The sequence below is a fragment of the Paraburkholderia acidicola genome, from assembly GCF_002362315.1.
Lineage (GTDB): Bacteria > Pseudomonadota > Gammaproteobacteria > Burkholderiales > Burkholderiaceae > Paraburkholderia > Paraburkholderia acidicola.
This window is the reverse complement of sequence record NZ_MTZV01000006.1, coordinates 1,311,942-1,337,841: the sequence shown is the minus strand read 5'-3', so window position 1 is coordinate 1,337,841 and position 25,900 is coordinate 1,311,942. Positions and strand designations below refer to the sequence as shown.

The 25,900-nt window shown below is 62.3% G+C and carries 25 protein-coding genes; 12 read left to right on the top strand and 13 right to left on the bottom strand.

Features of this window, described 5'->3' with window-relative positions; genetic code table 11:
- Positions 1 to 17: 17 nt before the first annotated feature.
- From phnK to phnG, 5 genes are read right to left on the bottom strand one after another with little or no spacing between them, the layout of a single operon-like run.
- Positions 18 to 788: a phosphonate C-P lyase system protein PhnK gene (phnK, locus tag BWP39_RS24690; RefSeq protein ID WP_096724894.1), complete on the bottom strand. Its 771-nt coding sequence runs from the start codon at positions 786 to 788 to the stop codon at positions 18 to 20.
- Positions 785 to 1,726 carry an alpha-D-ribose 1-methylphosphonate 5-phosphate C-P-lyase PhnJ gene (locus BWP39_RS24685; protein WP_096724893.1) on the bottom strand — a complete coding sequence of 314 codons (942 nt, stop codon included), beginning with the start codon at positions 1,724 to 1,726 and terminating at the stop codon, positions 785 to 787. Before BWP39_RS24685 ends, phnK begins: the two co-directional genes overlap by 4 nt.
- Positions 1,723 to 2,853 (bottom strand): carbon-phosphorus lyase complex subunit PhnI, encoded by a 1,131-nt coding sequence (locus BWP39_RS24680; RefSeq protein WP_096724892.1) that lies wholly within the window; start codon positions 2,851 to 2,853, stop codon positions 1,723 to 1,725. The genes BWP39_RS24685 and BWP39_RS24680 overlap by 4 nt, the downstream gene beginning before the upstream one ends.
- Positions 2,844 to 3,491, bottom strand: coding sequence for a phosphonate C-P lyase system protein PhnH (phnH, locus tag BWP39_RS24675; protein ID WP_096724891.1), 648 nt, complete (start codon positions 3,489 to 3,491; stop codon positions 2,844 to 2,846). Before phnH ends, BWP39_RS24680 begins: the two co-directional genes overlap by 10 nt.
- Entirely contained in the window at positions 3,491 to 3,988 is a 498-nt protein-coding gene (gene phnG / locus BWP39_RS24670) for a phosphonate C-P lyase system protein PhnG (RefSeq protein ID WP_096726152.1), read from the bottom strand. Before phnG ends, phnH begins: the two co-directional genes overlap by 1 nt.
- 174 nt (positions 3,989 to 4,162) lie before the next feature.
- Here phnG and phnF point away from each other — a divergent pair, with 174 nt between their 5' ends.
- From phnF to phnN, 3 genes are read left to right on the top strand one after another with little or no spacing between them, the layout of a single operon-like run.
- Entirely contained in the window at positions 4,163 to 4,921 is a 759-nt protein-coding gene (gene phnF, locus BWP39_RS24665; RefSeq protein WP_096724890.1) for a phosphonate metabolism transcriptional regulator PhnF, read from the top strand.
- Positions 4,918 to 5,649: a DUF1045 domain-containing protein gene (locus tag BWP39_RS24660; protein WP_096724889.1), complete on the top strand. Its 732-nt coding sequence runs from the start codon at positions 4,918 to 4,920 to the stop codon at positions 5,647 to 5,649. Before phnF ends, BWP39_RS24660 begins: the two co-directional genes overlap by 4 nt.
- Before the next feature lie 12 nt (positions 5,650 to 5,661).
- The gene (gene phnN, locus BWP39_RS24655; protein ID WP_096724888.1) at positions 5,662 to 6,234 is read left to right on the top strand and encodes a phosphonate metabolism protein/1,5-bisphosphokinase (PRPP-forming) PhnN; all 573 of its coding nucleotides are present in this window, start codon (positions 5,662 to 5,664) and stop codon (positions 6,232 to 6,234) included.
- A gap of 118 nt (positions 6,235 to 6,352) precedes the next feature.
- Here phnN and BWP39_RS24650 read toward each other — a convergent pair whose 3' ends face one another.
- From BWP39_RS24650 to BWP39_RS24640, 3 genes are all read right to left on the bottom strand, one after another.
- Positions 6,353 to 9,052, bottom strand: coding sequence for a TonB-dependent receptor (locus tag BWP39_RS24650; protein ID WP_096724887.1), 2,700 nt, complete (start codon positions 9,050 to 9,052; stop codon positions 6,353 to 6,355).
- A 330-nt stretch (positions 9,053 to 9,382) separates the two neighbouring features.
- Positions 9,383 to 9,598, bottom strand: coding sequence for a hypothetical protein (locus BWP39_RS24645; protein ID WP_096724886.1), 216 nt, complete (start codon positions 9,596 to 9,598; stop codon positions 9,383 to 9,385).
- Positions 9,599 to 9,883: 285 nt separating this feature from the next.
- Entirely contained in the window at positions 9,884 to 10,795 is a 912-nt protein-coding gene (locus tag BWP39_RS24640) for a LysR family transcriptional regulator (protein ID WP_096724885.1), read from the bottom strand.
- A 152-nt stretch (positions 10,796 to 10,947) separates the two neighbouring features.
- Between BWP39_RS24640 and BWP39_RS24635 the strand changes: the two genes are divergently transcribed.
- Positions 10,948 to 12,174, top strand: a complete 1,227-nt coding sequence (locus tag BWP39_RS24635) for a M20 aminoacylase family protein (RefSeq protein ID WP_096726151.1) — start codon at positions 10,948 to 10,950, stop codon at positions 12,172 to 12,174.
- Between the two features lie 78 nt (positions 12,175 to 12,252).
- Positions 12,253 to 13,548: an MFS transporter gene (locus tag BWP39_RS24630; protein WP_096724884.1), complete on the top strand. Its 1,296-nt coding sequence runs from the start codon at positions 12,253 to 12,255 to the stop codon at positions 13,546 to 13,548.
- 55 nt (positions 13,549 to 13,603) lie between these two features.
- On the opposite strand, the gene BWP39_RS24625 is transcribed toward BWP39_RS24630, so the two are convergent.
- A complete protein-coding gene (locus tag BWP39_RS24625; protein ID WP_096724883.1) occupies positions 13,604 to 14,428 on the bottom strand; it encodes an IclR family transcriptional regulator in 825 nt (274 codons plus the stop codon).
- 370 nt (positions 14,429 to 14,798) lie between these two features.
- Here BWP39_RS24625 and BWP39_RS24620 point away from each other — a divergent pair, with 370 nt between their 5' ends.
- Entirely contained in the window at positions 14,799 to 15,167 is a 369-nt protein-coding gene (locus BWP39_RS24620) for a hypothetical protein (protein WP_096724882.1), read from the top strand.
- 9 nt (positions 15,168 to 15,176) lie between these two features.
- Here BWP39_RS24620 and BWP39_RS24615 read toward each other — a convergent pair whose 3' ends face one another.
- Positions 15,177 to 16,451 carry an MFS transporter gene (locus BWP39_RS24615; RefSeq protein WP_096724881.1) on the bottom strand — a complete coding sequence of 425 codons (1,275 nt, stop codon included), beginning with the start codon at positions 16,449 to 16,451 and terminating at the stop codon, positions 15,177 to 15,179.
- 197 nt (positions 16,452 to 16,648) lie between these two features.
- On the bottom strand, positions 16,649 to 18,292 hold the full coding sequence (locus BWP39_RS24610) for a hypothetical protein (protein WP_096724880.1): 1,644 nt from the start codon (positions 18,290 to 18,292) through the stop codon (positions 16,649 to 16,651).
- Positions 18,293 to 18,625: 333 nt separating this feature from the next.
- Between BWP39_RS24610 and BWP39_RS24605 the strand changes: the two genes are divergently transcribed.
- From BWP39_RS24605 to pcaF, 6 genes are all read left to right on the top strand, one after another.
- Positions 18,626 to 18,862, top strand: coding sequence for a type II toxin-antitoxin system Phd/YefM family antitoxin (locus BWP39_RS24605; protein WP_096724879.1), 237 nt, complete (start codon positions 18,626 to 18,628; stop codon positions 18,860 to 18,862).
- Positions 18,862 to 19,239 carry a type II toxin-antitoxin system VapC family toxin gene (locus tag BWP39_RS24600; protein WP_096724878.1) on the top strand — a complete coding sequence of 126 codons (378 nt, stop codon included), beginning with the start codon at positions 18,862 to 18,864 and terminating at the stop codon, positions 19,237 to 19,239. The genes BWP39_RS24605 and BWP39_RS24600 overlap by 1 nt, the downstream gene beginning before the upstream one ends.
- A 152-nt stretch (positions 19,240 to 19,391) precedes the next feature.
- Complete coding sequence (locus BWP39_RS24595; protein ID WP_133116926.1) at positions 19,392 to 19,835, top strand: hypothetical protein; 444 nt, start codon at positions 19,392 to 19,394, stop codon at positions 19,833 to 19,835.
- Between the two features lie 43 nt (positions 19,836 to 19,878).
- Positions 19,879 to 20,667, top strand: a complete 789-nt coding sequence (otnI, locus tag BWP39_RS24590) for a 2-oxo-tetronate isomerase (RefSeq protein ID WP_096724876.1) — start codon at positions 19,879 to 19,881, stop codon at positions 20,665 to 20,667.
- A 19-nt stretch (positions 20,668 to 20,686) separates the two neighbouring features.
- Positions 20,687 to 21,667: a D-erythronate dehydrogenase gene (gene denD / locus BWP39_RS24585; RefSeq protein ID WP_096724875.1), complete on the top strand. Its 981-nt coding sequence runs from the start codon at positions 20,687 to 20,689 to the stop codon at positions 21,665 to 21,667.
- A 328-nt stretch (positions 21,668 to 21,995) separates the two neighbouring features.
- Positions 21,996 to 23,198, top strand: coding sequence for a 3-oxoadipyl-CoA thiolase (gene pcaF, locus BWP39_RS24580; RefSeq protein ID WP_096724874.1), 1,203 nt, complete (start codon positions 21,996 to 21,998; stop codon positions 23,196 to 23,198).
- Between the two features lie 122 nt (positions 23,199 to 23,320).
- On the opposite strand, the gene fliD is transcribed toward pcaF, so the two are convergent.
- Both fliD and BWP39_RS24570 read right to left on the bottom strand, forming a co-directional pair.
- Positions 23,321 to 24,745, bottom strand: coding sequence for a flagellar filament capping protein FliD (gene fliD / locus BWP39_RS24575; protein WP_096724873.1), 1,425 nt, complete (start codon positions 24,743 to 24,745; stop codon positions 23,321 to 23,323).
- Positions 24,746 to 24,918: 173 nt separating this feature from the next.
- Complete coding sequence (locus BWP39_RS24570; RefSeq protein ID WP_157915178.1) at positions 24,919 to 25,884, bottom strand: DUF535 family protein; 966 nt, start codon at positions 25,882 to 25,884, stop codon at positions 24,919 to 24,921.
- Between the last annotated feature and the right edge of the window lie 16 nt (positions 25,885 to 25,900).

Here is a 25,900-nt window from a genome sequence, read left to right as displayed (position 1 = left end):
TGTCTCGAGTGCGGACGTCAGACCGGCAGAACCGACGACACCAGCGTTTGCGTATAGGGATGCTGCGGGTCGTCGAGTACCTGGTCGGTGAGACCGGCTTCGACTACCTCGCCGCCTTGCATCACCATCAACCGGTGCGCGAGCAGGCGGGCCACACCGATATCGTGCGTGACGATCAGCACCGACAGATGCAGCGTCGCTGTCAGCGTGCGCAGCAGATCGAGCAGGCGCGCCTGCACCGACACGTCGAGCCCGGCCGTGGGTTCGTCCATGAACACGAGACGTGGACCGGTCACCAGGTTGCGCGCGATCTGCAGACGCTGTTGCATGCCGCCCGAAAACGCGGCGGGCAGTTCGTCGATGCGCGTCGCGTCGAGTTCGACACGCTGCATCCACTGCGTTGCGGTGTCGCGAATCCGGCCGTAGTGGCGCGCGCCGACCGCCATCAACGGCTCGCCGATGTTCGCACCGGCCGACACGCCGACGCGCAATCCGTCGCGCGGATTCTGCTGGACGAAGCCCCACTCGGTGCGCATCAACAGACGGCGGCGCGGCTCGGACAGTGCGAACAGATCGAGCGTGTCGCCATGCGAGGCCGCGTAGTGCAGCGTGCCGCGGTCGGCTTCAGTGCGCAGCGCGAGCGTGTTGAGCAAGGTCGTCTTGCCCGAACCCGATTCACCGACGATACACAACACTTCGCCAGGATACAGATCGAAGCTGACGTTAGTGCAACCGTTGCGGCCGCCAAACTGTTTGGTGATGCCACGGGCGCTCAGCAGCGGTTTCATGCGGTGTCTCCGTGGTGAACTTCATCGGAGTTGGGGGCTTCCGCATCGCGCCGCTGATGGCAGTAGTCGCTATCGGAGCAGACGAACATGCGCGTGCCCGCATCGTCGACGATCATCTCGTCGAGAAAGCTTTCCTTCGATCCACACAGCGCGCACGCATGGTCCCAGTGCTGTATCTCGAACGGGTGGTCGTCGAAGTCGAGGCTGCGCACCGGCGTGTACGGCGGAATCGCGTGGATGCGACGTTCGCGGCCCGCGCCGAACAGTTGCAATGCGGGGTTCATATGCATCTTCGGGTTGTCGAACTTCGGAATCGGCGATGGCGATGCGAGGTAGCGGCCATTGACGATCACCGGGTAGTCGTAGGTCGTCGCGATGCTGCCGTGGCGCACGATGTCCTCGTAGAGCTTCACGCTGATCAGACCGTAGTCGGCGAGCGCATGCAGTTTCTTGCATTCGGTGGCGCGTGGTTCGAGCTTGTACAACGGCTCGGGCATCGGCACCTGGTAGACGAGAATCTGCTTGTCGGTGAGCGGCGCTTCGGGGATCCGGTGACGGGTCTGCACGATGGTGGCGTCCACCGTGCGCTGTGTCGTCGCGACGCCCGTTGTGCGCGCAAAGAAGCGGCGGATGTTGACCGCGTTGGTCGTTTCGTCGGAACCCTGGTCGATCACCTTCAGTGTGTCGGTGCGGCCGATGATCGCGGCGGTCACCTGAATGCCGCCGGTGCCCCAGCCGAACGGTAGCGGCATTTCGCGTGCTGCAAACGGCACCTGATAGCCAGGCACCGCGACGGCTTTCAGCAGCGCGCGGCGGATCATCCGCTTGGTCTGTTCGTCGAGGTAGGCGAAGTTGTAGCCCTCGGCGGCACGGTCGTAGTCGCTTGCTGCCGGTGTAGCGAGAGCGTGTGCAGTAGACGGGGTGTCGGTCGCGTTCATGCGGCTTGGTCCTCGTTGATCGATTCGTCGCGCTTGTCGTCCGCCTCATGCTGCGCCCGCAGACGCCGCACGAGTTCGAGTTCGGATTGAAAGTCCACGTAATGCGGCAGCTTCAGATGCTGCACAAAACCCGACGCTTCGACGTTATCGCTGTGCGAAAGCATGAATTCGATGTCCTGCGTGGGGGACGCGAGCGTTTCGCCGAGTTCGTCGGCACGCAGCGCGCGATCGACGAGTGCCATCGCCATTGCCTTGCGCTCAGAATGCCCGAACGCGAGACCGTAGCCCTGCGTGAACGCGGGCGGCACACTCGAACTACCGGCGAACTGATTGATCATCTGGCATTCGGTGACATCGATCTCGCCGATCTCGACCGCTTCGCCGAGTTCGTCGAGTTCCATTTCGACTGCGATCGTGCCGAAGCGGATTTCGCCCGCGAACGGGTGCGAATGCGCGTAGCCGCGTTGCGTCGCGTAACCCATCGCGAGCAGAAAACCTTCGTCGCCGCGCGCGAGATTTTGCAGGCGCGTGGCGCGGCTCGCCGGAAACGCGAGCGGTTCGCGCGATAGATCGCCGGGTTCGGGAGCATCGGGCGACGGTGTTTCCTGTTCGATCAGTCCTTCGCGGTCGAGTAGTGTGACGACGCGCGGCATCGGTTCGGATGGTGCGTGGGCGGAAGTGCGTGGTGCGATTGCCGGGTCGGATGATGCCGCGTCGCTGTCCGCAAGCAATGCGAAATCGAGCAGCCGTTGCGTGTAATCGTAGGTTGCACCGAGCAACTGGCCGCCGGGTACATCCTTGAAGGTCGCGGAGATGCGCCGTGCAATCTGCATGTGCTCCGTTTCGACCGCACATGTATAGCCGAAACGCGGCAACGTCGTGCGATACGCGCGCAGCAGGAAGATTGCTTCGACGAGATCGCCGGCGGCCTGCTTGATCGCGAGCGCGGCCAGCTCTTCGTCGTACACCGAGCCCTCGGTCATCACGCGCGCGACCGCGAGCCGCAACTGTTCGCGGATCTGCGTGACAGTCAGCGCGGCAAACTGCGTGTCGCCGCGGCGCTCCTTGTCGAGCAAACGCCACGATGCCTCGATCGCGCGCTCGCCACCTTTGACGGCTACATACATGGGCTGACCTCCACACGGGTCGTGCGCGCCAGGCCGATTACAGCATCGCCGCACACCAGATAGCAATCGATACCGCACGGAAAGAGCGGGGCAAGCGCCGCGCGTTCTTGCCAGAAGCGTTCGGGTAAACCGAGTGGCGCAATGGTCGCGGTCGTCTTGATGCCGGGGCCGCTCAACACCACGGGTGAGCCGCCTCTCAATGCATCGACACGCACCAGCAGCGTGACAGATTGCTCCGGTGTTTCTGGTTCGCCGAGCGCAAAGCTGGCGAGCGCTGGCAGCGCGTCCGCATCGTGCACGTAGGCGAACGCCGCTTCGTGCGGTTCGTCGACAAGCGGGGCGCCGGTATGAAAGCGCAGTGCAGAACCGAGCGCCGCATCCGGCTGCGCGAGCCAGACAGGTGTCGAGTAATCGCACAGTGTGAGCAGGGCGGCGAAGGCGGCAAGATCGGCGCGCGTGTGCGAACTGCCCGACGCACGGGCTGCAGGCAGCACATGGTCGATCGTGCCGACGGTGCCGGGACGCGACAACACATCGAGCAGCGTGCGAAATACCGCTTGCGTGTCATGCACCGGATCGGCAAACCCTGGTGTCAGTGTGGAGAGTGCAATGTGCGCATCGGTTGATGTAGCGTTCATCAGTCGCCTCGAACCATCGTGAAAAATTCGACGCGCGTCGACGCGACGTCTTCCTGTTTTGCCGCGCGTGCCGCCACCAGTTGTGCGGCGAGCGGAGCGACCAGTTGCGCGTGCAACCGCGCATGATGTTCGGGCAGTTGCAGCAGTGCATCGGCCAGCGCAGCCAGTTCGGCGCGCCGTCGGTCACGACCGAGATGACACGCAACGCCGACCGGCGCATGGCCTTCCGGTTCGCGCAGACGCAGCGTGGCGCGCGTCACGGTGGCCTCGCCGAGATTGAACGGATCGCCACTACCGCCGATGCGCCCGCGCACCATCGCAAGGCCGATTTCCGGCGGCCGCAGCCAGTCGAATGCAGGTGCCGGGGTACCTTCCAGCGCGCGTTCGAACGCAGCTTCGAGTGCGGCGCGCGGCGTGCGGGCGAACACCGCCATCCATGCGCGCCGGGCGGCGCCCGATGCAGGTGGTGAAACGGAAGAGGGGGAGGCAACGCTCATGAAGATGTCCTGTCGATCCAGCGTACCGCCATTTGACCATTTATTCATCTAAACGTCTAGACGTTTAGAGGTAAAATGCACCCTGTCTCGCGTGATGGACATTTCATAATTCCATCACGGCTTGCGCACTACAATGCATCCAGTGATATTGGAACCGAAAGGAATGACAGCACCATGACATCGAATGACGGCGCAACGCCGGGCACGACGGTGGAACGAGGCGGCGGCGTTGCCGTGTGGCGGCAGATCGAACAGATACTCGCGGCCGAGATCGCGGCCAGTGGTTTTGGCGAAGATGGCCGTCTGCCGAGCGAAGGCGAACTCGCGAAGCGTTTCGACGTGAACCGCCACACGGTGCGACGCGCGATGCTCGGTCTTGCAGCGCTCGGACTCGTGACGGTCGAGCAGGGGCGTGGCACCTTCGTGCAGCCCGGCGCGATCGATTACTCGATCGGCCGGCGTACCCGCTTCACCGAGAACCTGCGCCGGCAGCATCACGCAGCGGGCGGCACGATGTTGTCGGCGGTACGGGTGAAAGCAGAACCGGGTGTTGCGAAGGCGCTCGGGTTGCGCGCCGGGGCACTTGTGTACCGGATCGAGGCGCTCAGCGAAATGGATGGTGTGCCGCTCACGTACGCGCGCAACTGGTTTCCGGCTGCGCGCTTCGCGAATCTGCCGGCCGTACTCGAACGCGCCGGCGGCATGACGAAGGCGATGGCGGAATACGGCATCGCGGATTATCTGCGCAAGTGGAGCCGTATCGGTAGTGTGTTGCCCGACGCAGAGGTGGCGCGGCGTCTCAACATCAATCGCCAGCAGCCGGTGCTGTGGGTCGAGAACGTCGACGTCGACCTCAATGGTGTCGCGATCAAGTATGGCTTTACGCACTTTGCCGCGGACCGCGTGCAACTGATGGTGGAACACGACGTATGAGTGCAGCGGTCGATGTGGACTGGCCAGCCACCGCGCGTTTCGCGCTTTACTACGCGCCGCCTCGTGATTCCGCCTGGTGGCACGCGGGGTGCGACTGGCTGGGGCGCGATGCGGAAAGCGGCGTGTCGTGCGCGGCGCCACAACCTGAGGGGCTGCAGCGGCCGCTAGCCGATCTGACGCAGGCGCCGCGGCGCTACGGCTGGCACGGTACGCTCGTCGCGCCGTTTCGCCTTGCCGACGGTGTGACGCAGCACGACGTGCTCGCGAGCGCGCGTCATTGGGCGCAAACATGCAGCGGTTTTGCCTTGCCTGTCGAGGCGGCCCGGCTCGGCGATTTCGTGGCGTTGCGACCGGCGACATCCACGGCCGAGGAACAGATGCGCGACCTCGCCGCCACCGCCTTGCACGCGCTCGCTGCGCTACGTGCTGCATCGACCCCCGCCGATCTCGCGCGCCGCCTCGAAGCCCCATTGACCGAACGTCAGCGCGCGTTGCTGATCGAGTGGGGCTATCCGTATGTGTTCGACGAATTCCGCTTTCATATGACGTTGTCGAATTCGCTCGATCTAGCCAGTGAGCGCGATGCATTGCTCGCGTGGTGGCATGGACGGGCGCCGCATCTGGGGCCGCTACCCGTGGAAGGCGCGGCGCTGTTTGTCGAGCCCGCGGCTGGCGAGCCATTCGTGCTCTGGCAGCGGCTGACGTTTTCTCATACTCGCGACAGGTAATACGGAGCATCGATGCAAGGTCGTTTGATCTATGTGATGGGGCCTTCGGGTGCGGGCAAGGATGCGCTGCTCGGTTTTGCGCGCAGCCGTCTTGCAGGCGAATCGATATTGTTCGCGCATCGCTACATCACGCGGGCCGCCGGTAGCGGCGAGAATCACATTGCGTTGTCCGCCGACGAATTCGACGTGCGTTCCGCACTGGGTCTCTTCGCGCTCGAGTGGTCGAGCCACACATTGCGCTACGGCATCGGCGTCGAACTCGACGCATGGCTGGCGCGCGGCTGCGCGGTCGTCATCAATGGATCACGGCAGCATGTGCCGCATGCGCTGGCGCGTTATCCGCACACGCAGCTGGTTCACGTGATTGCCGAGCCGCATATTCTTGCCGCACGACTCGGTGCACGTGCGCGCGAAACAACGGACGAAGTCGCGGCGCGCCTCGCGCGTCAGGCACCGTTCGCGGTACCGGACAACGTACGCGTGACGACCATCGATAACTCCGGCGCACTCGAAGAAGCGGGCGACGCGTTCGTGAATGTGCTGTGCGGTGCGCTCGAAAGCGAGCGCGTGCAGCGCACCGGCTGAACTTTCCACCTCAGGTCAACTCGCCCGCGCCGCGATACATAAAAGGAAAAAGCGCAAAAAAGCGGCCGCTCAGGACCATGCAAACCGGAGCGACCGCGAGAGGGGAAGCTGCTGCGCGTTAGAACTTGTACCTTGCGCCGATTTGCAGGTAACGGCCCGTGTACGTGTACAGCGACTGATCGTAACCGGTCAGGTCGGTCTGGTTGAGCCACAGCGGATCGTACGGAGGCGCCTTGTTGAAGATGTTGTTGATGCCGCCGTAGATCGTCCAGTGCTTGAAGCCCGCGTACGTCACGTTCAGGTTGAACTGGCTATACGACGCGGTGGAGTAGTCGAGACCCAGCGCATCGGAGTACGGACCCGTGTACTGCCATGCCAGATCGGCGGTCCACTTGTGGTACGACCACGACAGGTCCGTGTTGCCCTTCCAGCGCGGGAACGAACCGCCAAACGGCTGTGCGAGCGTCAGATCATTACCCGCGCCGTCGACCGACGTCACGCCGCCGATCCCGTTCATCGTAAAGTGCCACACATAGGCCCAGTCAGCCGAGAACCTGAACGTACCGATCCTGGTCGGTATCGACTGCGAGAACGTCGTTTCGAAGCCATCCGTATCGAACGACCCCAGGTTTTCGTACTGGTTGACCATGTACGCGATCGAACCATCCGGGTTGTAGACCGTGGCCGAAGGATTGATCACAGTACCGATCGCGTTGTCGACGTGAATCCTGTACCAGTCGACACCCACGTCGGTCGTACGGGTCGGCGACAGTTCGAAGCCGATGTTGTAGTTCTTGGTACGTTCCGGCTGCAGACTCGGGTTTCCTTCGGTGATGACGTTTTCGTCCTGACCATTCGGACCAACCGGCATGATGCCGATGTTGGACGAGTTCGTATTTTCGAGGAATTCCGGTGCGCGGAAACCACGGTTATACGAAGCGTACGTAGTCAACTGCTGGATCGGCTGGAACCGCAACGCGAAACGCGGCGAGAATGCGCCACCGAAGTCGCTGTAGTGATCATAGCGGCCCGACTGGCTGAACGTTAGCATCTTGTTGATCAGCGGAATATCGATCTGATAGTACACGGCAGCAACGTTGCGCTCGCCCGAAACCTGCTGGAGGTTGGGGTTCAGCACGTCGCCGCTCATCGTGTTGCCGCCTTCTTCGATCAGTTCGCTTTCGTGCAGGAACTGCGTACCCAGACCCAGGCCGACATCACCGGTCGGAATGTGGAACAGGTTCGGTGTCGACAGGGTGCCGTCGATAGCATCAAGCTTGGAAATGCCGAGGTTGCTTGCTGTAGTCAACACACCGTTCAGACCGTTCGGTGTCAGCGACGGATTCGCAAAGTCATACGTACCGTTCTGGAGCGCGCTGGTCAGAGCGGTCGGATTGACCACACCGTTGAGCGTGTTGCTGACCGTGCTCTGCGAGTGGGTGTACCCCAAATTCCAGTCCCAGTCTTCCTGGCCCACCGAAAAAGTCCCCTTCACCCCTGTTCCCACACGATAGAAGTTCGAATGGGTCACTGAGTTATACGTCGTCGGCAGGTAGCCAAAAAGCTCTTGCGCGGCGCCCGTCGTGTTGTACGGATTGCTGGCCGGAACGATGGCCGAATACGGGCTGACGGTCTTGGTGACCGGGTTGTACACGAGGCCGTTACCGACGAGTGTGGGCCCATCGTTCGTGGTCGTCGTGTTGTTACTTTCCCATAAGTCGGCATATGCCGTCGTCTGGTCGTTGATCTTGAAGTCCCCGTGAACCTTGACGTTAAAACGCTCGGTCATCGGCTGAATCGAATAGTCTTGAGCCGTATTCTTCAGGCAAACGTTACCGGAGTTTATCGCTCCGGTTTGCGATGCGATCAGGCTGCTGGACGACGGCACGACCGAGCCGCCGGCGCAATTGCCTGGCACCGATGCGACACCCGTGTTGGGGTTCAGGAGATACGTCGGTGTCTGCACACTGCCGCCATACGGCGAGTTGCTGAAGTTCTGGTTCGCAGTCGTGTCGCGATCGGCAAGCGTAAAGCCGTTGTCTTTGTAGTAACTGGCGGTCGCAGTGATGTTGTAGCGATCGGACGTCAGGTTGCCGAAGCCCCCGAGGACACTGAACTTGGTGGTACCGGCGCCGCCCTGGGTGGCGCCGCCATAGCTGCCGTCGACTTCCAGACCCTGATAATCATGCTTCGTGATGATGTTCACGACACCCGCAATCGCGTCCGAGCCGTATTGCGACACCGCCCCCGTTTTGACGACTTCGATGCGATCGATCGAACTGAGCGGGAGTGTATTCAGGTCGAAGAACTGGTCCGAGCCGTTGACGGCGAATGCAAACGGCGCAACGCGCTGACCGTCGACAAGCACCAGCGTGTACTTTTCGCTCAGACCGCGCAGTGCGATACCGGAACCGCCGGCGGCAAAGCTGTTGGAGGTCGCTTCCCCCCAACTATCAGCGGAGTTGGCCGAGATCGAGCGCATGTAATTGGCCACGCTCTGCTCCCCCGAGTTCTGGATATCCTTGTTCGAAATCACCTGAACCTGGTTGAAGCCGGTCTTGTCCGCCTGACGGATCAGCGAGCCTGTCACTTCGAACGTTTTCATCTGCTGGACGTTCTTGTCGCTGCTCGTGCTCGTCGAGGTTGCCGCTGTGTCCGAAGCCGCAGCAGGTGCGGCAACTGCAGCCGTGCCCGAAGCCGCAGCGACAGGCGCAACAGGTTGACTTTGCGCGAATGCTGGAACAGCGATCGCTGTCGATAGTGCCAGTTCGGCCCAGATTGTCTTTCTAATGGTGATTGCCAATGCCCGTTTTTTCATCTCGCTCCTCACACTTGTCAGTAAGGTCATACGTTGTTATGCGGAGAGATATTTTTTGGACCTCTCTCCGCGATTCACGGCGTCGCAACATCGCGACGCCGTGTCCCGGCAAGCGTTGTTCTGGCGAGTGTTCTGGTACAAGCCAGTACACGCTCAAAGAATCGACAGTTCTGTTTAATATTTATTTTTATTACAGACTACTAAGGTTCGTTTCTATCAATTACCAAATAATGTTTTTTGTAATGACTCTTTAGCTCAACTACATGTGACGAGGCCGGCGCAAGCGTAGCCGGCACCTTGTGCATCATTCGAGAGAAGTTGGATTGCGCGTCAAGCAACACCAGGCCATGAGTTCCAGCGGGCAACGCCGGTTAGGTCCATGACCAGGATGCTTGCTACTAAGAGTGACTCGTCATCACGCGGCAACAATACATTGATCAAAATTTGTTTGATCAACATCAAAAACTTTTTGCCCGGTAAACCGTCTGCGCTACGCAACAGTGAAAGCGCCTGCCGTTCGACAACACCCAGGCTACGGAGGGCCATCGCATGAGCGAGAGAGCGATACGGCGTGGTGATTGAAGCTTCGCACGTCGTGCGGGGCTCTATGTGAGGAGATGGAAGGATCGGGATCCTTACCGTGTCTTACCAGCGGTATGGGGTCTATCAACAGCGCCTCTCTGAGCGCGCATGCGGTTACGGCGTGGATTGACGTGCTGATGCTGAATCACGCGAAGCGGCTCTGGAATCACATCGAGCGGCATCGCGCTTCTAGCGAATCACCAAACGACTTCGCAAGTCGTTTTTCTCTGTAGCGGTGAATTGATGTTCTTAGCGGGTCAACCCGCCGATCCGCTCGCGCGCCGCATCCTGCAGACACGACACGAATTGCAATGCCGCCGGCGTAGGCAGTAAGTCACGGCGTGACAGCACGCTGATGTCATAACCCGGCAACGCCTCTTCGATCTCCACAACACGCACGCCGAGCGGCGCGACCGCCGCCGCGAGCGGTCGCGTGAAGCAGGCAATCACGTCGGTCTGCGATATGAGCCCGAGCGTCACGGCGAACGACGACGGCGCACGCAACACACGCTTCGGCACGGGTAACCCGTGCCCATCGAACATCGCGTGCACTACGCTGTGCGGCACGTCGTCCGTACCGACGGTAACGATCCATTCGCTATCGAGCAGTTCGTGTAGCCGTCGCGCGTTAGCAAGCGGATGGCCGGTCCGCATCGCCACCACGAACTGCGTCGAGAACAACGGCGTCTGCACAAGGTCCGCATCGAGCGCCTGTACGTGGTGAGTCGTCGCGATATCGAGCGTGCCGTTGCGCAGTTTCGCGAGCGCCTCGGGCAAGGTCACTTCCTCCAGATGCAGGCTCACGAGCGGCATCGCGCGACGAAACGTCGATACCGCTTGCGGCAACATCGTCAGTGCGATCGACGGTGTCGTGCCGAGACTGACCTTCCCGGCCAGTTCACCCTTCACCTGCTCGACCGCTTCGACAGTGCGCTGCATGTCGCCGAGCAGCTGTTCGGCGCGCGGCAGCAGTGCGAGCCCGCATGCGGTCAGTTCGATGCCGCGCACGCTGCGGATCATCAGTTCCGCGTTCAGCGTGGTTTCCAGTTCGCGGATCGTATGCGTCACGGCCGGCTGCGTGATACCCAACTCCCGCGCGGCGGCGCGCAGACTGCGATGGTGGGCGGCCGCGACGAACGCCTGCAGGTGCTGGAATTTCATAGGGTATTCCCCGAGATAAACACCGTTAATCACGGTGAAAAAAACAGCATCTTATTCGAACAAAACGGCGCCGATATAGTGCTGGCGAGTTTGCCGGGCCCTTACGCTGGCCGCGGCACGCGAGATATCCGAACCTATCCATGGAGTTCCTGATGAGCGAAGCACCCCACGCCGCTGCCCCGGTTACCGCAGGTTCTGCGGCCGGTTTGACCGAAATCGCCGATCTGGCGCCCGCCGCAGAAGGGCTGCGCGAGATCCGCCATCACATCCACCGTCATCCGGAACTCGCCTACGAGGAAGTGGAGACCGCGAAGTTCGTCGCGGAGAAACTCGAACAGTGGGGCTGGCAGGTGACGCGCGGCGTGGGCCGCACCGGTCTGGTCGGTACGCTGAAGGTGGGCGACGGCACACGTCGCATCGGCATTCGCGCCGACATGGACGCGCTGCCGATCATCGAGGAAACCGGCCTGCCGTATGCGAGCGAGACGCACGGCAAGATGCACGCATGCGGCCACGACGGCCACACGACGATGCTGCTCGGCGCCGCACAACATCTCGCCGCGACGCGCCGTTTCTCGGGCATCGTGCATCTGTACTTCCAGCCCGCCGAAGAAAGCGGCGTGGATAGCGGCGCGAAGAAGATGATCGATGATGGTCTCTTCGAACGTTTTCCATGCGATGCCGTGTTCGGCCTGCACAACCATCCGGGTGCCGAGCCGGGCATGCTGCTGTTCCGCAAGGGACCGTTCATGTCCGCGGGCGACAAGGTGTTCATCACGGTCAAGGGCGTGGGCGGCCACGCGGCGCGGCCGCATCTGACGGTGGACCCGGTGGTGATCGCATCGAGCATCGTCATGGCGCTGCAGACCGTCGTGGCACGCAACGTCGATCCGTCGCAACCGTCGGTGGTGACGGTCGGCTCGCTGCATGCGGGCACGGCGAACAACGTGATCGCGAGTACCGCAAAGCTTGAACTGAGCGTGCGGTCGTTCAGCCCCGAAGTGCGCGCGCTGCTGAAAAAGCGCATCGTCGAGATCGCCCAGAGCCAGGCGCAGAGCTATGGCGGCGAAGCGGTGGTCGATTACATCGAAGGCTATCCGGTCGTCGTCAATTCGGATGAGGAGACGCAGTTCGCGATCGACGTCGCACGCGAACTGGTCGGCGACGACAAGGTCGTCGCGCAGACCGACATCCTGATGGGCAGTGAAGATTTCGCGTTCATGCTGCAGAAACGGCCGGGCACGTTCCTGCGCATCGGCAACGGCGTGGGCGAAGACGGCTGCATGGTGCACAACCCGCACTACGACTTCAACGATCACAACCTGCCGATCGGCGCGGCATTCTGGACGCGACTCGTCGAGCGTTATCTGAGTCACTGAACCTGCCGCTAAAGGAGCGTGCCTCCGCCGCCATCCCCACAACAACCACACGCTATCCAGCGACAAGGACGACCACCGATGAACACGGCCACCCACGCCCTGGACGTATCACGACCCACGAGCCGCAGCGCGATCGCCGCTGCGGTGATCGGCAACTGGCTCGAGTTTTTCGACTTCACTGTCTACGGTTTTTTTGCGGTGATCATCGGCAAGCTGTATTTTCCGTCGTCCAATCCGACGACGTCGCTGCTGTTGTCGGTGGCGACGTTTGCGGCCGGGTTCTTCACAAGACCGCTCGGTAGCGTGCTGCTCGGCGTCTATGCGGACCGCAAGGGCCGCAAGGCCGCGCTGAACCTCACGATCATGCTAATGGCGTTCGGCACTGGCCTGATCGCGATCACGCCGACGTATGCGCAGATTGGCGCAGCGGCACCGATACTGATCGTGTTCGCGCGGCTCGTGCAGGGTTTCTCGCAGGGCGGTGAGTTTGGTGCGGCGACCTCGACGCTGCTCGAGCAAGGTAATAGCGCGCGGCGTGGTTTTCGCGCGAGCTGGCAACTCGCGACACAGGGCGGTGCCGCGCTGATGGGTTCGGGGATTGCGGCGACGCTGTCGGCGGTGTTGTCGAAGGAGTCGCTGGAAAGCTGGGGCTGGCGCGTGCCGTTTGTGATCGGTCTGCTGATCGCGCCGGTCGGGTTGTACCTGCGCCGTCGTCTCGCCGACGACACCGCAGGAGACGCGCACGGCATCCAGCGCGGCGTACTGCGCGAGCTGTTCACCGACCATCTGCGCACGCTGGTGCTGCTCACGTTGACGGTGATGGGCGGTACGGTCTCGACCTACATCCTGACGTTCTACATGCCGACTTATGCGATCCACACGCTCGGGCTGCCGATGTCGCTATCGATGCTCGTCGGCGTCACGTCGGGTTGCGTCACGTTGATCGCGTGTCCGCTGTTCGGCCTGCTGTCGGATCGTATCGGCAGTCGCAAGCGGCCGATGCTGATCGGTCGCGGCGTACTCGTGCTGTTGCTATTTCCGGCGTTTATCCTGATCGATCGTTTTCCATCGCTGGCCACGATCATGCCGCTGACGGGGCTGATGCTGCTGTTCTTCGCAATGGGTTCGGCCTCGGAATTCGCGCTGATGTGCGAGTCGTTTCCGCGCCATGTGCGCGCGACCGGTATTTCGATTTCGTATGCGTTGAGCGTGTGTGTGTTCGGCGGAACGGCGCAACTGGTCGCAACGTGGCTCATCCGCGTGACCGGCAATCCGCTGGCGCCGGCGGGGTATGTCGCGACGTGCGTACTGATATCGCTGGTTGCCATATCGCTGCTGCGCGAAACGGCGCGCACGACGGCTGCTACGGATTGACCGCAACGCACCAAGCAAGGCTCGGACGCATGCGTTCGAGCTGACTTGACTGCATTCAACTGCGCAGTGCGATCATCTCCGACACGCTCTGCGCCGCCTGTTGCAGTGGTTCTAGAAATGCTTTCACCATCTGCTTGGCCGAATTGCGCTGCGCATTGCCACTGATATTCATCGCAGCGATCACACGCCCCTGGCGGTTGCGGATCGGCGCGGACAGCGAGATCAGCCCGACCTCCAGTTCCTGATCGACGATGGCCCACCCCTGACGACGCACCTGCACGATCGTCTTCTTCAACTCCTCCTTGTCGATGACGGTGCGCGGTGTGTGCGCATAGAGCGGCGCGGAACTGAGCGTTGCATCGAGCGTGTCGTCGTCGAGTGCGGCCAGCAACACACGTCCCATCGACGTGCAGTACGCGGGCAACCGGCTGCCGATCGACAGGTTGATCGTCATGATCTTGTGAGTCGGCACGCGCAGCACGTAGACGATCTCGGTACGATCGAGCACGGCCGCCGAACAGCTCTCGTGAACCTGCGCGGAGAGATTCTCCATGACCGGCTCGGCGAGATTCCAGAACGGCATCGATGTCAGATACGCGAAGCCGAGATCGAGAATCTTCGGCGTCAGGCGGAACAGCCGTCCTTCGGCTTCGACATAGCCGAGCGTTTGCAACGTGAGGAGAATCCGGCGTGCGCCTGCGCGTGTCAGCCCGGTGGCGGACGCGACATCGGTGAGCGTTTGCGCGGGGCGGTCCGCATTGAATGCGCGGATCACGGCGAGGCCGCGCGCAAACGACTGCACGTAGGAGTCGCCCGGTTTTTCGGGGAGCGGTTCGGCGCTAACAGGAACGGCAGAGGACGGCGGCAGGGCTTTGCTCATGGGCCTGTAGGAATCGCGTTCGCGAGAGAGTGAGTGCAGGGCGGCTCGCCCGTGTACAAGACGTAGCCGAAAGCCGTGACGATAGCTTATGAGTGATCTTTCGCCAACCTTGCGGCGCTTTCCAGCTGGCTTGTTCTCACTGGAAACAGGCCTGCGTGCAGCGGTCAAGCGGTTGATTATAAATACTTTGTTGTGTTGAAGGGCATTGCCGTTTCGTCAATGAATGTGGCCCGAGCGGCCCTTCACGTTGCGCCGATTCGATCGCTGACCATGTGCTACGCTTTGTCGACGCAGGCACGAGAACTGAATCATCAACGGATCGATTCAGCGGACATAATCGAATTGCTCGACTGACATTCGGGGAGCTGCAATGAAAAGAGGGTACCAGGTGGTGCTGATCGGCGTCACGCTTCTGGCGGGGTGTGCGACCGGGCCGACCGTGAAATACGACAGCATGGGACCGGCGCTGTCGCTGATGTCGCAGCAGCAGAAATGCTATCTCGTGGCGCAGACTGCATCGGCCGCGGCGCATTGGCGCGATGACGGGATTCCTGTCAGCGAAGCGCATGCGCGACTCGACGCCGTGATCACACCGATGCGCGCGCCCGATGACTACAAGGAGCGCGTGCAGGAAGGCATCGATACGACCTATCAAAGCCACATCACGGCGCAGGAGCTTTACGCGACCATGAAGGGCGCGTGCCGCACCGAAAGCGCGCGAGTGCCGCCGGCGAACTAATCTGCAACCTCACGCGAGCGACGCCGGCGCCTGCCGTCGCGGCACCGGCGAAAACGCGCACGCAATGCCCACTGCGCCCAGCCCAACAATCGACGATCCAATATAGAGCCACGTATAGCGCCCGGACAGATCGAAGATTAATCCACCGAGAACCGGCCCTAGCGCCATCCCCAGACTCGATAGCATCGTCGCGGCACCGAGCACCGTGCCGATAATCCGCGTGCCGAAATATTCGCGCGCGAGCACGACGTAGAGCGGCATCACGCCGCCGTACGCCGCGCCGAAAACCAGCGCAAGCGAATAGAACTGCTCGAGACGATGCGCGAACAGATAGCCGCTGATCACCAGCGCCTGTATCAGCAGGCCTGCAACGAGCACGCGTTTCGCGCCGAACCGGTCCGCGAGCACGCCGAGCAGCAGGCGCCCTCCCAGCCCCGATAGTCCCTCCACACTGTAGATGCTGACCGCCGCCATCGGTGAAATGCCGCACAGGATCGCGTAGCTCACCATGTGGAAGATCGGCCCCGAGTGGGCGGCGCAGCAGGCGAAGTAGGCGAGTCCTAGGGCAAGAAACTGGCGGCTGCGCAGCGCATCGAAGACGCGCATTCCTGCGGCGTCGGCGTGGTGGGCGGGCATGTTGTTGTCGGCCGTGGCCGCAGCAGCATCGGCGGCGGCAGGCGGTTGGCGCACCAGCAGCGCGGCCGGAATCAGGATCACGCACGCGAGCACGCCAATCGACAGCATCGCGGTCCGCCAGTCGTAAGCAGACACCAGCCAGCGCGCGAACGGCGAGACGGTCATCGGCGCGACCCCCATGCCCGCCGAAACCAGCGACACCGCGAGACTGCGCTGACGGTCGAACCATTTCGACGTGATCGCCATCATCGGTGCGAAGAAGGCGCTGGCCGCGAGCCCGACGAGGATGCCGTACGTGAGCTGGAACTGGAGCAACGAGGTGGCGCGGCTCGCGAGCGCAAGCGCGACGCCGAGCAACACCGCGCCGGTCAGCACGACGGGCCGCGCGCCGATGCGGTCGCTGGCTGCGCCCCAGCCGAATCCGCTCACGCCCATCACGATGAAGTTGAGCGTCATGCCGCTCGAGATGCCCGCGCGGGACCAGCCGGTATCCGCGGAGATCGGTTGCAGGAAGATCGCCAGCGAGAACATCGCGCCGATCGCGACGCACGTCATGACCGCACCGGCGCCGACGATGGTCCAGCGATACCGGCCGTCCGAAGGGCTGACCGGATCGGTTGAAAGCGGTTTGTCGTGTTGCTGGGGCATGGGGCGCTCCGTTCGTCGGGTTGCGGTGCGGGTTTTGCTGGGGGTTTGCTGTGAGTTTCGGTGCTCCTGTTGCTACGACGAATGGGAATGCGCTAAATCGACACGGAGATGGCAGAACTACGTTCGACGTGGCGTATGCGAACGGTGACTCAACGCAGTCCTGCCCGTGATCATCGGCCGGAATGATCCCTGGTGCTTCAGCCCGCTTCGAGCAGGATGTTCGTGATCTCCTCGGAGAACCGCGCTCTACGACCGGCAATCAGCACAAGCTCGGGATTGCCCGGATCGCGCTGCGCTGCCGGCATGCCATGCGCGAGCAGCGCGCGGGCGCAGGCGGCCAGGTCGCCGTCCGCGTCCGGCTCGTTGATCGACGCCCAGGACAGTGTGCCGATTACGTTATCGCCGTAACCATGTTTTTCTTGCCAGCTTGCGCCGTGGGCTAGCAGGAATCCGGCCAGATCTGCGTTGCCGTGAAAGACCGCCTGGTTCAACGCCGATGCTCCCCAGTCGCCGCCGGGCGTGGCAATCGGCCAGCCAAGCTCGACCATCACGCGAACGGCCGCTTCAGACGATCCCCAGGCGATGGTGTCGGGCAGCAGGCGCAACTGTGCCTCTTGCAACGAGCCGGGTAGATCGGGACGTAGCGCCTTGATGCGGCGTGCCTCGGCAGCGTCGGCGCGCGCGCAGGCGGCGACGAACTGCTCATCGAGGGAAAGCGGCTCTGCCGCGCCTGCGCGACTCAATACGCCAGCTACCTCCGGCATGCCGACTTGCAGCGCGAGTCTGTATGCGCTGATGCCGTTGGGTGTGCATGCGGAGGGATCGGCGCCGGCGGCCAGCAATGCCTCGATATGCCGAGGCGAGCGTCGCAGTGCGATGGCGCGTAGCAATGGTGCTCCCCAGTCGCTGGTCGGTGGGCCGCTGGCGGGCTCGTTGGCATCGCCACCGTGGGCGAGCAGGAGTTCGAGTGCCTCGGCGTGCGCCATGTCGAGCGAGCGGCGCAGCGCGTTGGTTCCCGTGACGTGGGCGCCGTTTAGCAGCAACAGACGGGTGCACTCAGGGTTCTCCAGCGAGTGATATAGCGACTCGCCATCGTTGGGATCGGCACCGGCATCGAGTAACAGTGCTGTCAACGCAGGATCGCGGTTGACCCCAGCGGCGCCGTACAACGCGGACAGAGGTCCGTTTTCGTCAGGGGTTGCCAGCGACGCCGGTGAGTACCGGTTGCCGATTTTCTGGTTCGGATCGGCACCGGCCTGCAACAGGTATTGTGCGCTTCGGTACAGCCGGTCGTGGAACTCCGGCAACTGGGCCAGGTGGGAATGCGTGATCGCGACGAGCGGCGGCAGTTTTAACGGGCCGCCAGGGCGATTGACCCATTCCGGATCGGCTGCGGTTGCATGGTGCAATTGAGCTTCGTCCCCGATCGCACAGGCGACATAAGGGTCGCCGCCTGCGAGATCGGGATGCTCGCGCAGGATGCGGGCGGCGAGGGGAGGCCGGGCGAGACCGGGGCTGCCCGTCACATCGCCGCCGTATACCAGCGCAAGCCAGCGACTCAAACGGACCGCTGGCGCGTCCTGCCGCAACCGCAGCGCCTCGACATGATCCGCGAGGCCGGCCCACGAGAGAAAGCCGTATTCGCGCGCAATGCAGGACTGGGCATCGTGCAAACGCAGTGGCGCCGACGAAGCATCTTCAGGGCGCTGGTTTCTGGCGGATGGGAGACTGCGTGTGAACCGCGCGATCGCGTCGCTATCGCCGGCTCTGTAGAGACGAAGCAGCTCTTTGGCTTGCTTCTTCAGATGCTCGAGATTGGGATGCTGGGGCAACAGTTGCATGAAAACCTCCGTGCATGAGATCGCCGAAGGCCCGCAATGCCGGCGGCACAAAGGTTCTGGCTGCTGTCCTCGATCAACACAAGTGGGTTCAACCCTTTCCGCGGGCCCGGAAGCGGCTTGCAACGCTGTAGGGGTGAAAGCCTAGCGAGGGGAAACCTGGTCGTCAAGCCGGTGCTGATTTTCGCTGTTAACACCCAGGGGCTGCACGAAAGCGATAGCTTTTGATGTTGCGGTCTGTTTCCGAGTCTCGTGCAGCTTCTACGAGATGCCGGTTCACAAATTGACCGATGAATCAAAGTGGACTAACATGGACTAACTTCATTGGGAGCGGCGATGCGGACGGTCAATATTCACGAAGCGAAGACCCAGTTTTCCCGCCTGGTCGATGCGGCAGCCAGCGGGGAAGAAATTATTATTGCCAAGGCCGGCATACCTGCCGCGCGGCTGGTGCCAATGGCGGAGGTCAAGGTGGCGCGTCGGTTTGGCGGCTTGAAAGGCAAGGTGCGCATTGCGGAAGACTTCGATGCACCGTTGCCCGATGATGTGATCGCGGCATTCGAGGGCCGTTAATGCGCCTGCTTCTCGACACGCACGTTTTCCTCTGGTCGGTCTCGGACGACCGCAAGCTGACCAAAGCGGCGCGCAAGCTAATACTGGATGCCGACGAAGTTTTCATCAGTAGCGCGAGTATCTGGGAGGCGTCGATCAAGGCCGGTCTTGGTAAGCTCCATGTCGATGTGAACCAGTTGGTGTCAGAGATCGAAGCGAGCGGTTTTTCGGAACTGCCAGTGCGGGCGGTCCACGCGGCGATGGTTCGTGATCTGCCCGATATTCACCGCGATCCGTTTGACCGGCTTCTGGTGGCGCAGGCTTTGTCGGAACCGTTACGTCTGGTGACTGCGGATGGTCACCTGTCGAAGTACACCGACCTGGTTATTGCTGTGTAGGAGAGGCACGCAGCGCTTTCGGTAGCTGGTAAGAGGTATTCCAGAGACAAAAGAGAAGGAGCGTGCTGACAAAGGTGTGTGCCTTTTCTCGGTGAGTGACGAAAGAGGATATCGATCTGTATCTGTCCGTAGTCACCGTACAGGAGGAAACCATGCACCCTTCAAGCGTTCCCACACGGCACACCGGATCATCGACTAACCAGCGATCGACACGAGCCCGCAAACTGATCGCCGCGCTACTCGCCCCCGCCCTCTTTACCGCAAGCGCCTGGGCTGGAACGATACCGGTCACCGCACTCTCCCCAATCCAGCCCGCCAGCACCGGCACAGGCATCACATCCGAGTCGATTCAGGCCACGATCGAAGCCAGCAAAGTCGATCTGAACGCAATGCCGCGTGCCCGCTGGCTCGCATTGATCGATCTGGTCCGCGGCGCGCCACAACGTCTGTCCATCGAGATGAACGGCGATCATTTTTTCTTCATCGGTGCTGCCGGAGCGCGCGAAACCGCACGGGCGATCCAGACACTGGACGACCGCGTGGCCGGGTTCAAATCGCAGCTACAGGATCTCGTGCCGGAACTGATCAACCGCTGAACCTGCACACGCCGAATACCACCGCTTCAAAGGAGCTGCCCCCATGCTTCGCTTCGCTGCAAACCTCACCATGATGTACACCGAGCACGCCTTTCCCGACCGTTTCGCCGCCGCGGCTAAAGACGGTTTCAAGGCGGTCGAGTATCTGTTTCCCTACGACTTCCCCGCCGCCGAACTGAAGACCCGTCTCGACGAAAACGGTCTCACGCAAGCGCTCTTCAATGCACCGCCCGGCGACTGGGCCGCAGGCGAACGCGGCATCGCGGCGCTACCGGGACGCGAAGACGAATTTCGCCGCGGCATCGACACCGCGCTCGGCTACGCGCGTGTGCTCGGTAACCGCAAGCTGCATGTGATGGCCGGTCTGATTGGCGCAGGTGAATCGCGCGAACATCATCGAGAGGTCTATTTGCAGAACCTCGCCTATGCGGCAAATGCGGCACAGGCCGAAGGCATCACGATCGTCATCGAGCCGATCAATACACGCGATTTCCCGGGCTTCTTCCTGAATCGCCAGGACGATGCGCAATCGGTGTGCGCGGCGGTCGGCGCGCCGAACCTGAAGGTGCAGTTCGATTGTTACCACTGCCAGATTGTTGAAGGCGATCTCGCGGTGAAGTTGAAGCGCGATATGGCTGGCATCGGCCACATTCAGATTGCCGGTGTGCCCGAGCGTCACGAACCGGACACCGGCGAACTGAATTATCCGTACCTGCTCGATCTGATCGACTCGCTCGGCTACGACGGCTACATCGGTTGCGAGTACCGGCCGCGCGCAGGGACTTCGGCGGGGCTAGGTTGGCTCAAGGCGTATCTGCGGGACGCATGTTGACTGAAGGACGAACTCGATCATGAAAGTATTGATTACCGGTGGCGCGGGTTTTCTCGGTCAGCGCCTTGCACGCGAACTGCTGGCGCGCGGCACGCTGAAGGACGCGGACGGTAAGCCGCAGACGATTACCGAACTGGTTCTGCTCGACGTCGTACCTGCTGCGCATCACGACGACAGCCGCGTGCGCACGGAAGTCGGCGATATCGCGGAGCGCAGCGTGCTGGAGCGCGCAATCGACGACCGCACTGCGGCGATCTTCCATCTGGCGGCGATCGTCAGTGGCCAGGCTGAAGCGGACTTCGATCTCGGCATGCGGATCAATCTGGATGCGTCGCGCCTGCTGCTCGAGACGTGCCGTCAACGCGGACATCGGCCGCGCGTGGTGTTCACGAGTTCGGTTGCGGTCTACGGCGGTGATTTTCCCGAGATCGTGCAGAACGATACCGCGCTGAATCCGCAGTCGTCGTATGGCGCGCAAAAGGCTATCGCAGAGCTGCTGCTAAACGATTACACGCGACGCGGCTTTATCGATGGTCGCGTGTTGCGGCTGCCGACTATCAGCGTGCGACCGGGCAAGCCGAATGCGGCGGCGTCGTCGTTTGCGAGCGGAATCGTGCGCGAGCCGCTGAATGGCGTGACCGCGGTGTGTCCGGTCGCGGGCAGCACGCGCGTGTGGCTGCTGTCGCCGCGCAAGGCGATCGAGAGCCTGATTGCCGGACTCGAAATCGATGCAGCGTTGTTAGGCACGCAACGCGCGCTGAATCTGCCGGGTATTTCGGTGAGCGTCGACGAGATGGTCGCGGCGCTTCGCGAAGTAGCCGGCGATGCTGTCGCGCAGCGGATCGTCTGGGAGCCGGACGCGCGTACAGAGAAAATCGTCGGTAGCTGGCCTGGGCGGTGGGACACAGCGCGTGCGGAACGGCTCGGCCTGACCGGCGACCGCACGTTCGCCGACGTGATTCGCGCCTACATAGCCGACGAGCATATTCAGATCCGCTGATTCCTCAATGCGCCGTGCCGGTCAGGCTCGGTGTTTCCGGTCCATCTCCTCTGCGGAATGGTTGCTTCGGGTATCGGGTACCTATGGTTGACAGGCTTTCCTGCCCGCGCCTATCATCGGGTTAAATGTTCGTCAGTCGATCTTGATGTTCTTATATAGAACATTTTTTGCATCGACATTGAACCTGTTTATCAACGCCTTGCGCTAAGCTCGTGCCTCGTCCGATACGCGCTATCGCCCATGGCGACTCGTGCATGGCCGCTGCCTCACATGCGCTCATCGCGGCAACGCATGACGACGTGCGCCGCCCATCAACTGGAGACATCTCATGACCGAAGCTTTTCTGTGCGACGCGATTCGTACGCCGATCGGCCGCTACGCCGGTTCGCTGTCGCAGGTGCGCCCCGACGATCTCGGCGCCGTGCCGTTGAAGGCGCTGATGGAGCGCAACAAGGAAGTCGACTGGAGCGCCATCGACGACGTCATCTACGGTTGCGCGAACCAGGCCGGCGAAGACAACCGCAACGTCGCGCGCATGTCGTTGCTGCTGGCTGGCTTGCCGCAGGCCGTGCCGGGCTCGACGGTGAACCGGCTGTGCGGCTCGGGCATGGACGCGGTGGGCATTGCAGCACGCGCGATCAAGTCCGGCGAAACGTCGCTGATGCTCGCAGGCGGTGTCGAAAGCATGAGCCGCGCGCCGTTCGTGATGGGCAAGGCGACCAGCGCGTTCTCGCGCGAGGCCAATATCTTCGATACGACGATTGGCTGGCGTTTCATCAACCCGCTGATGAAGCAGCAATACGGCGTCGATTCGATGCCCGAAACCGGCGAAAACGTCGCGCAGGAATACGGCGTGAGCCGGGCCGATCAGGATGCGTTTGCGTTGCGCAGTCAGCAGAAGGCTGCGCGTGCGCAGCGCGACGGTACGCTCGCGCAGGAAATCGTCGCGGTGACGATCGCGCAAAAGAAGGGCGATTCGCTAGTCGTGTCACAAGACGAGCATCCGCGTGAAACCAGTCTCGAGGCGCTCGCGAAGCTGAAGGGCGTCGTGCGTCCCGACGGCACGGTGACGGCCGGCAATGCATCGGGTGTCAACGACGGCGCGGCGGCATTGCTGCTCGCCAACGAGGAGAGCGCGAAACGCTTCGGCCTCACGCCGCGTGCACGCGTGCTGGGCCTCGCGACTGCAGGCGTTGCACCGCGCGTGATGGGCATCGGCCCGGCACCCGCGACGCAGAAACTGCTCGCGCGCCTGAACATGACCATCGATCAGTTCGACGTGATCGAACTCAACGAAGCCTTCGCCTCGCAAGGACTCGCGGTGTTGCGCATGCTCGGTGTTGCGGACGACGATCCTCGCGTCAATCCAAATGGCGGCGCGATTGCGCTCGGCCATCCGCTCGGGATGAGCGGTGCGCGTCTGGTCACGACCGCGCTGTATCAGTTGCAGCGCACGCGCGGACGTTTCGCGTTGTGCACGATGTGCATCGGCGTAGGGCAGGGCATTGCGCTCGCCATCGAGCGGATCTGAAGAAGCTCGACCAGAGTCATGGCGATGTGCGCGGTACATCGCACACCGCCATGACCGTTGCCATCATCTCGCGCTAAAACTGATCAATCGAAAAACGCGAAGACACCGGCGAACCGAGCGCATCACTTATTCCGCGCAAGCGCACCCGCATTGTTATTGCCGCCAAACAACTGCGTCAGATAGTTCTTGTTGTTATTCATCGTCGTCATCAGCTTGTTTAGCGCGGTGAACTGCGCGTTGTACTGCGAGGTCAGCGTAGTCGAATAGGTCTGCAACTGCTTCGCCTGATCCTGCAGGGTGGAGAGATCGGCGTTGAGCGCTTGTGTGCGTGTGTCGATGAGACCGCTCGTCTGCACGTAGTTCGTCGCGAACTTGTTCAGCGACGCGCCGATGCCGTTCGACGTATTGAACAACCCAGCCATCGATCCATCGTGCGAGGTCAGTGCGGTTTGCAGCTTCGCGTTGTCGAGTTTGAGCGTGCCGTCATGCTGCAGATCGATGCCGATCGCCGACAGGCTATGTGTCTTGCCACCCGATGCGACGCCGCGGCTCACTGTGTCCGCGAGACCATTGGTGACGTCGCGTAGCATCGCGTCGCCAAGCAACGGGCCCGCCTGCGATCCCGCGGCGGCGTTGGGCGTATAGCTCGACAGCGAATGCGCGGTCGATACATACGCGTTGTACGCCGTGACGAAGTTGGTCAGCGCGGTGGTGCTCGCGGCGTCGTCGGCGGCGACCGTCAGGGTCTGCTTCGTGTTGGCCGCACCGGGCGCGAGCGTAATCGTCATACCGGGCAGCGCATCCGAAATGGTGTTGGTCGCGCTTTTGACCGGGTTGCCGTCGATCGTCAACTGCGCGTCCTGTGCCGGGCTCACTTCCCTGAAACCCGACGAATTCAGCCGTGCATCCACACCGCTGCCTGCCGTGAGCGAGACGGTATTCGCCGCACCCGTCGCTTTCGAGCTGACGACGAGGTGCTGCCCATCGGCGGCATTGACGACCGTCGCCGTTACCCCGGGATTGTTCGATGCACCGTTGATCGCCGCGGCCACGCCCGCGAGCGTATGGTTCGACGCATCGAGCGTGACGTCCATCGACTTGCCACCCACGGCCACCGTCAACGTGCCGGTGCCGAACGTCGTGCCATTGGCAAATGCATTCGACGACAGCTTTTGCGCGGTCGCAACCGTCGAGATGTCGAGCGCATAGTTGCCGCCGGTTGCCTTGGTCGAGGTCGTCGCGGTGAGCCCATTCCCGCTCGCGGTCGCCGAGAATTTCGCCAGTGCCGAGCCGTCGGCGAGGCCGCTGACCGCGCTTTGCAGGGCGGACAGCGCCGACTTCAGCTTGCCGATTGCCGACAACTGGGTGCTGTCGAGTGTCTGCTTGTTGGTGATCTGGGCGTTGCGGCCGGCGATCTTTGCCGTGACGAGCGCCTTGACGAGGTTGTCGACATCGAGCGACGAATTGGTCGATCCGCTGATGATGGATTGCGCAGCCTGGGCGAGCAGGTTGCTGGTATCGGTGGAAGTCGGGGTTGTGCTGGCCATGCAAAGCTCCGTGCGTGTGCGGCGAGATCTCCGGGCGGTATCCGTAGATTGAAGCCGGATGCCGACCCTCTTTTATGGTTTACGGTGCCCTTTCATGAAACTTTACGTAATTATCGAAAAAGTTTCGTAAGGTTCGAGGGGCGTGCTTGTTTGCGTACAGGGTGTTGCGGGATTCAGCCCGCCAGGCTGCGCTGAATCTGCCGCGCGACATCTTCCCGTAGCGACTGGCGCTTGCGCCGCAACGTGTTGCCGGCCGTCGCACTGTCGGTTCGCGAGGCATAGCGGGACGGCGGCGCGAGCACGAACCAGCCGTTCCAGCTAGCCACTGCACCGCATTCGCGCGACAGGCCGTCGTAGTCGGCCGCCACGCGGCGCTTGCGCAGGACGTAGCGCCAGCTGCCATAGATATGCGCCTGCTTCGAGACGATGAAGGTCCCGCCGGTCCCCAGTCCCGCGGCGACGCATTGCGCGAGGTAGACGATGAAGACCTTCGGACGCAGTCCGTACCAGCGCTTCGTCAACGCGCGAAACAGTTCACGACCGTTCACCGAGGCGTCCGGTCCCTGTACCGAGCCGACGCACAGGCGCGCTCGCCGCATTTTGCCGCCGAGGTACGCGAGGCTGAAGGTGCACGACACGGCACGCCTTCCAGTGGCATCGCGAATACAGAGTGTCCAGTCGCCTTCCCTCTGGAACTGCTCGAGCGATTCCAGCGTGATGTGCCAGCGCTCCGCGCCGACCGAAAAACTGGCGATAGCCGTGTGGCCTTCGCGAGCAATCCGCTGCGCGAGATGCGGCACGCGTTGTAACGTTAGCGTCTGGTGATCGAGGCTCGCGGCGAGCCGTTCGCGGGAATTGAAGCCGCCATGCAGGAACGGCCGGTGCGGCCGTTCGAGCGCGCCCGGATGACGGACGACGAGTTCGCGCAATGGCGAAATCGAGCAACGCTTGAGCCAGACCGTCGTCGCGTTCCACCAGAGGAGTGAACGCAGCCACAGCCGCACGCGGCGCCAGCGATGAAACAGCGTGGCGTCCGGATAGAGCTTGTGCCCGGCGTGCCGGATCATCGAGAACGAACGCAGGAAATCGCCGATCCAGAGCGAGCACGCGGCAAGTTTTGCGACCAGAAATGGCGTCACGCGTGGTCCTCCCGGG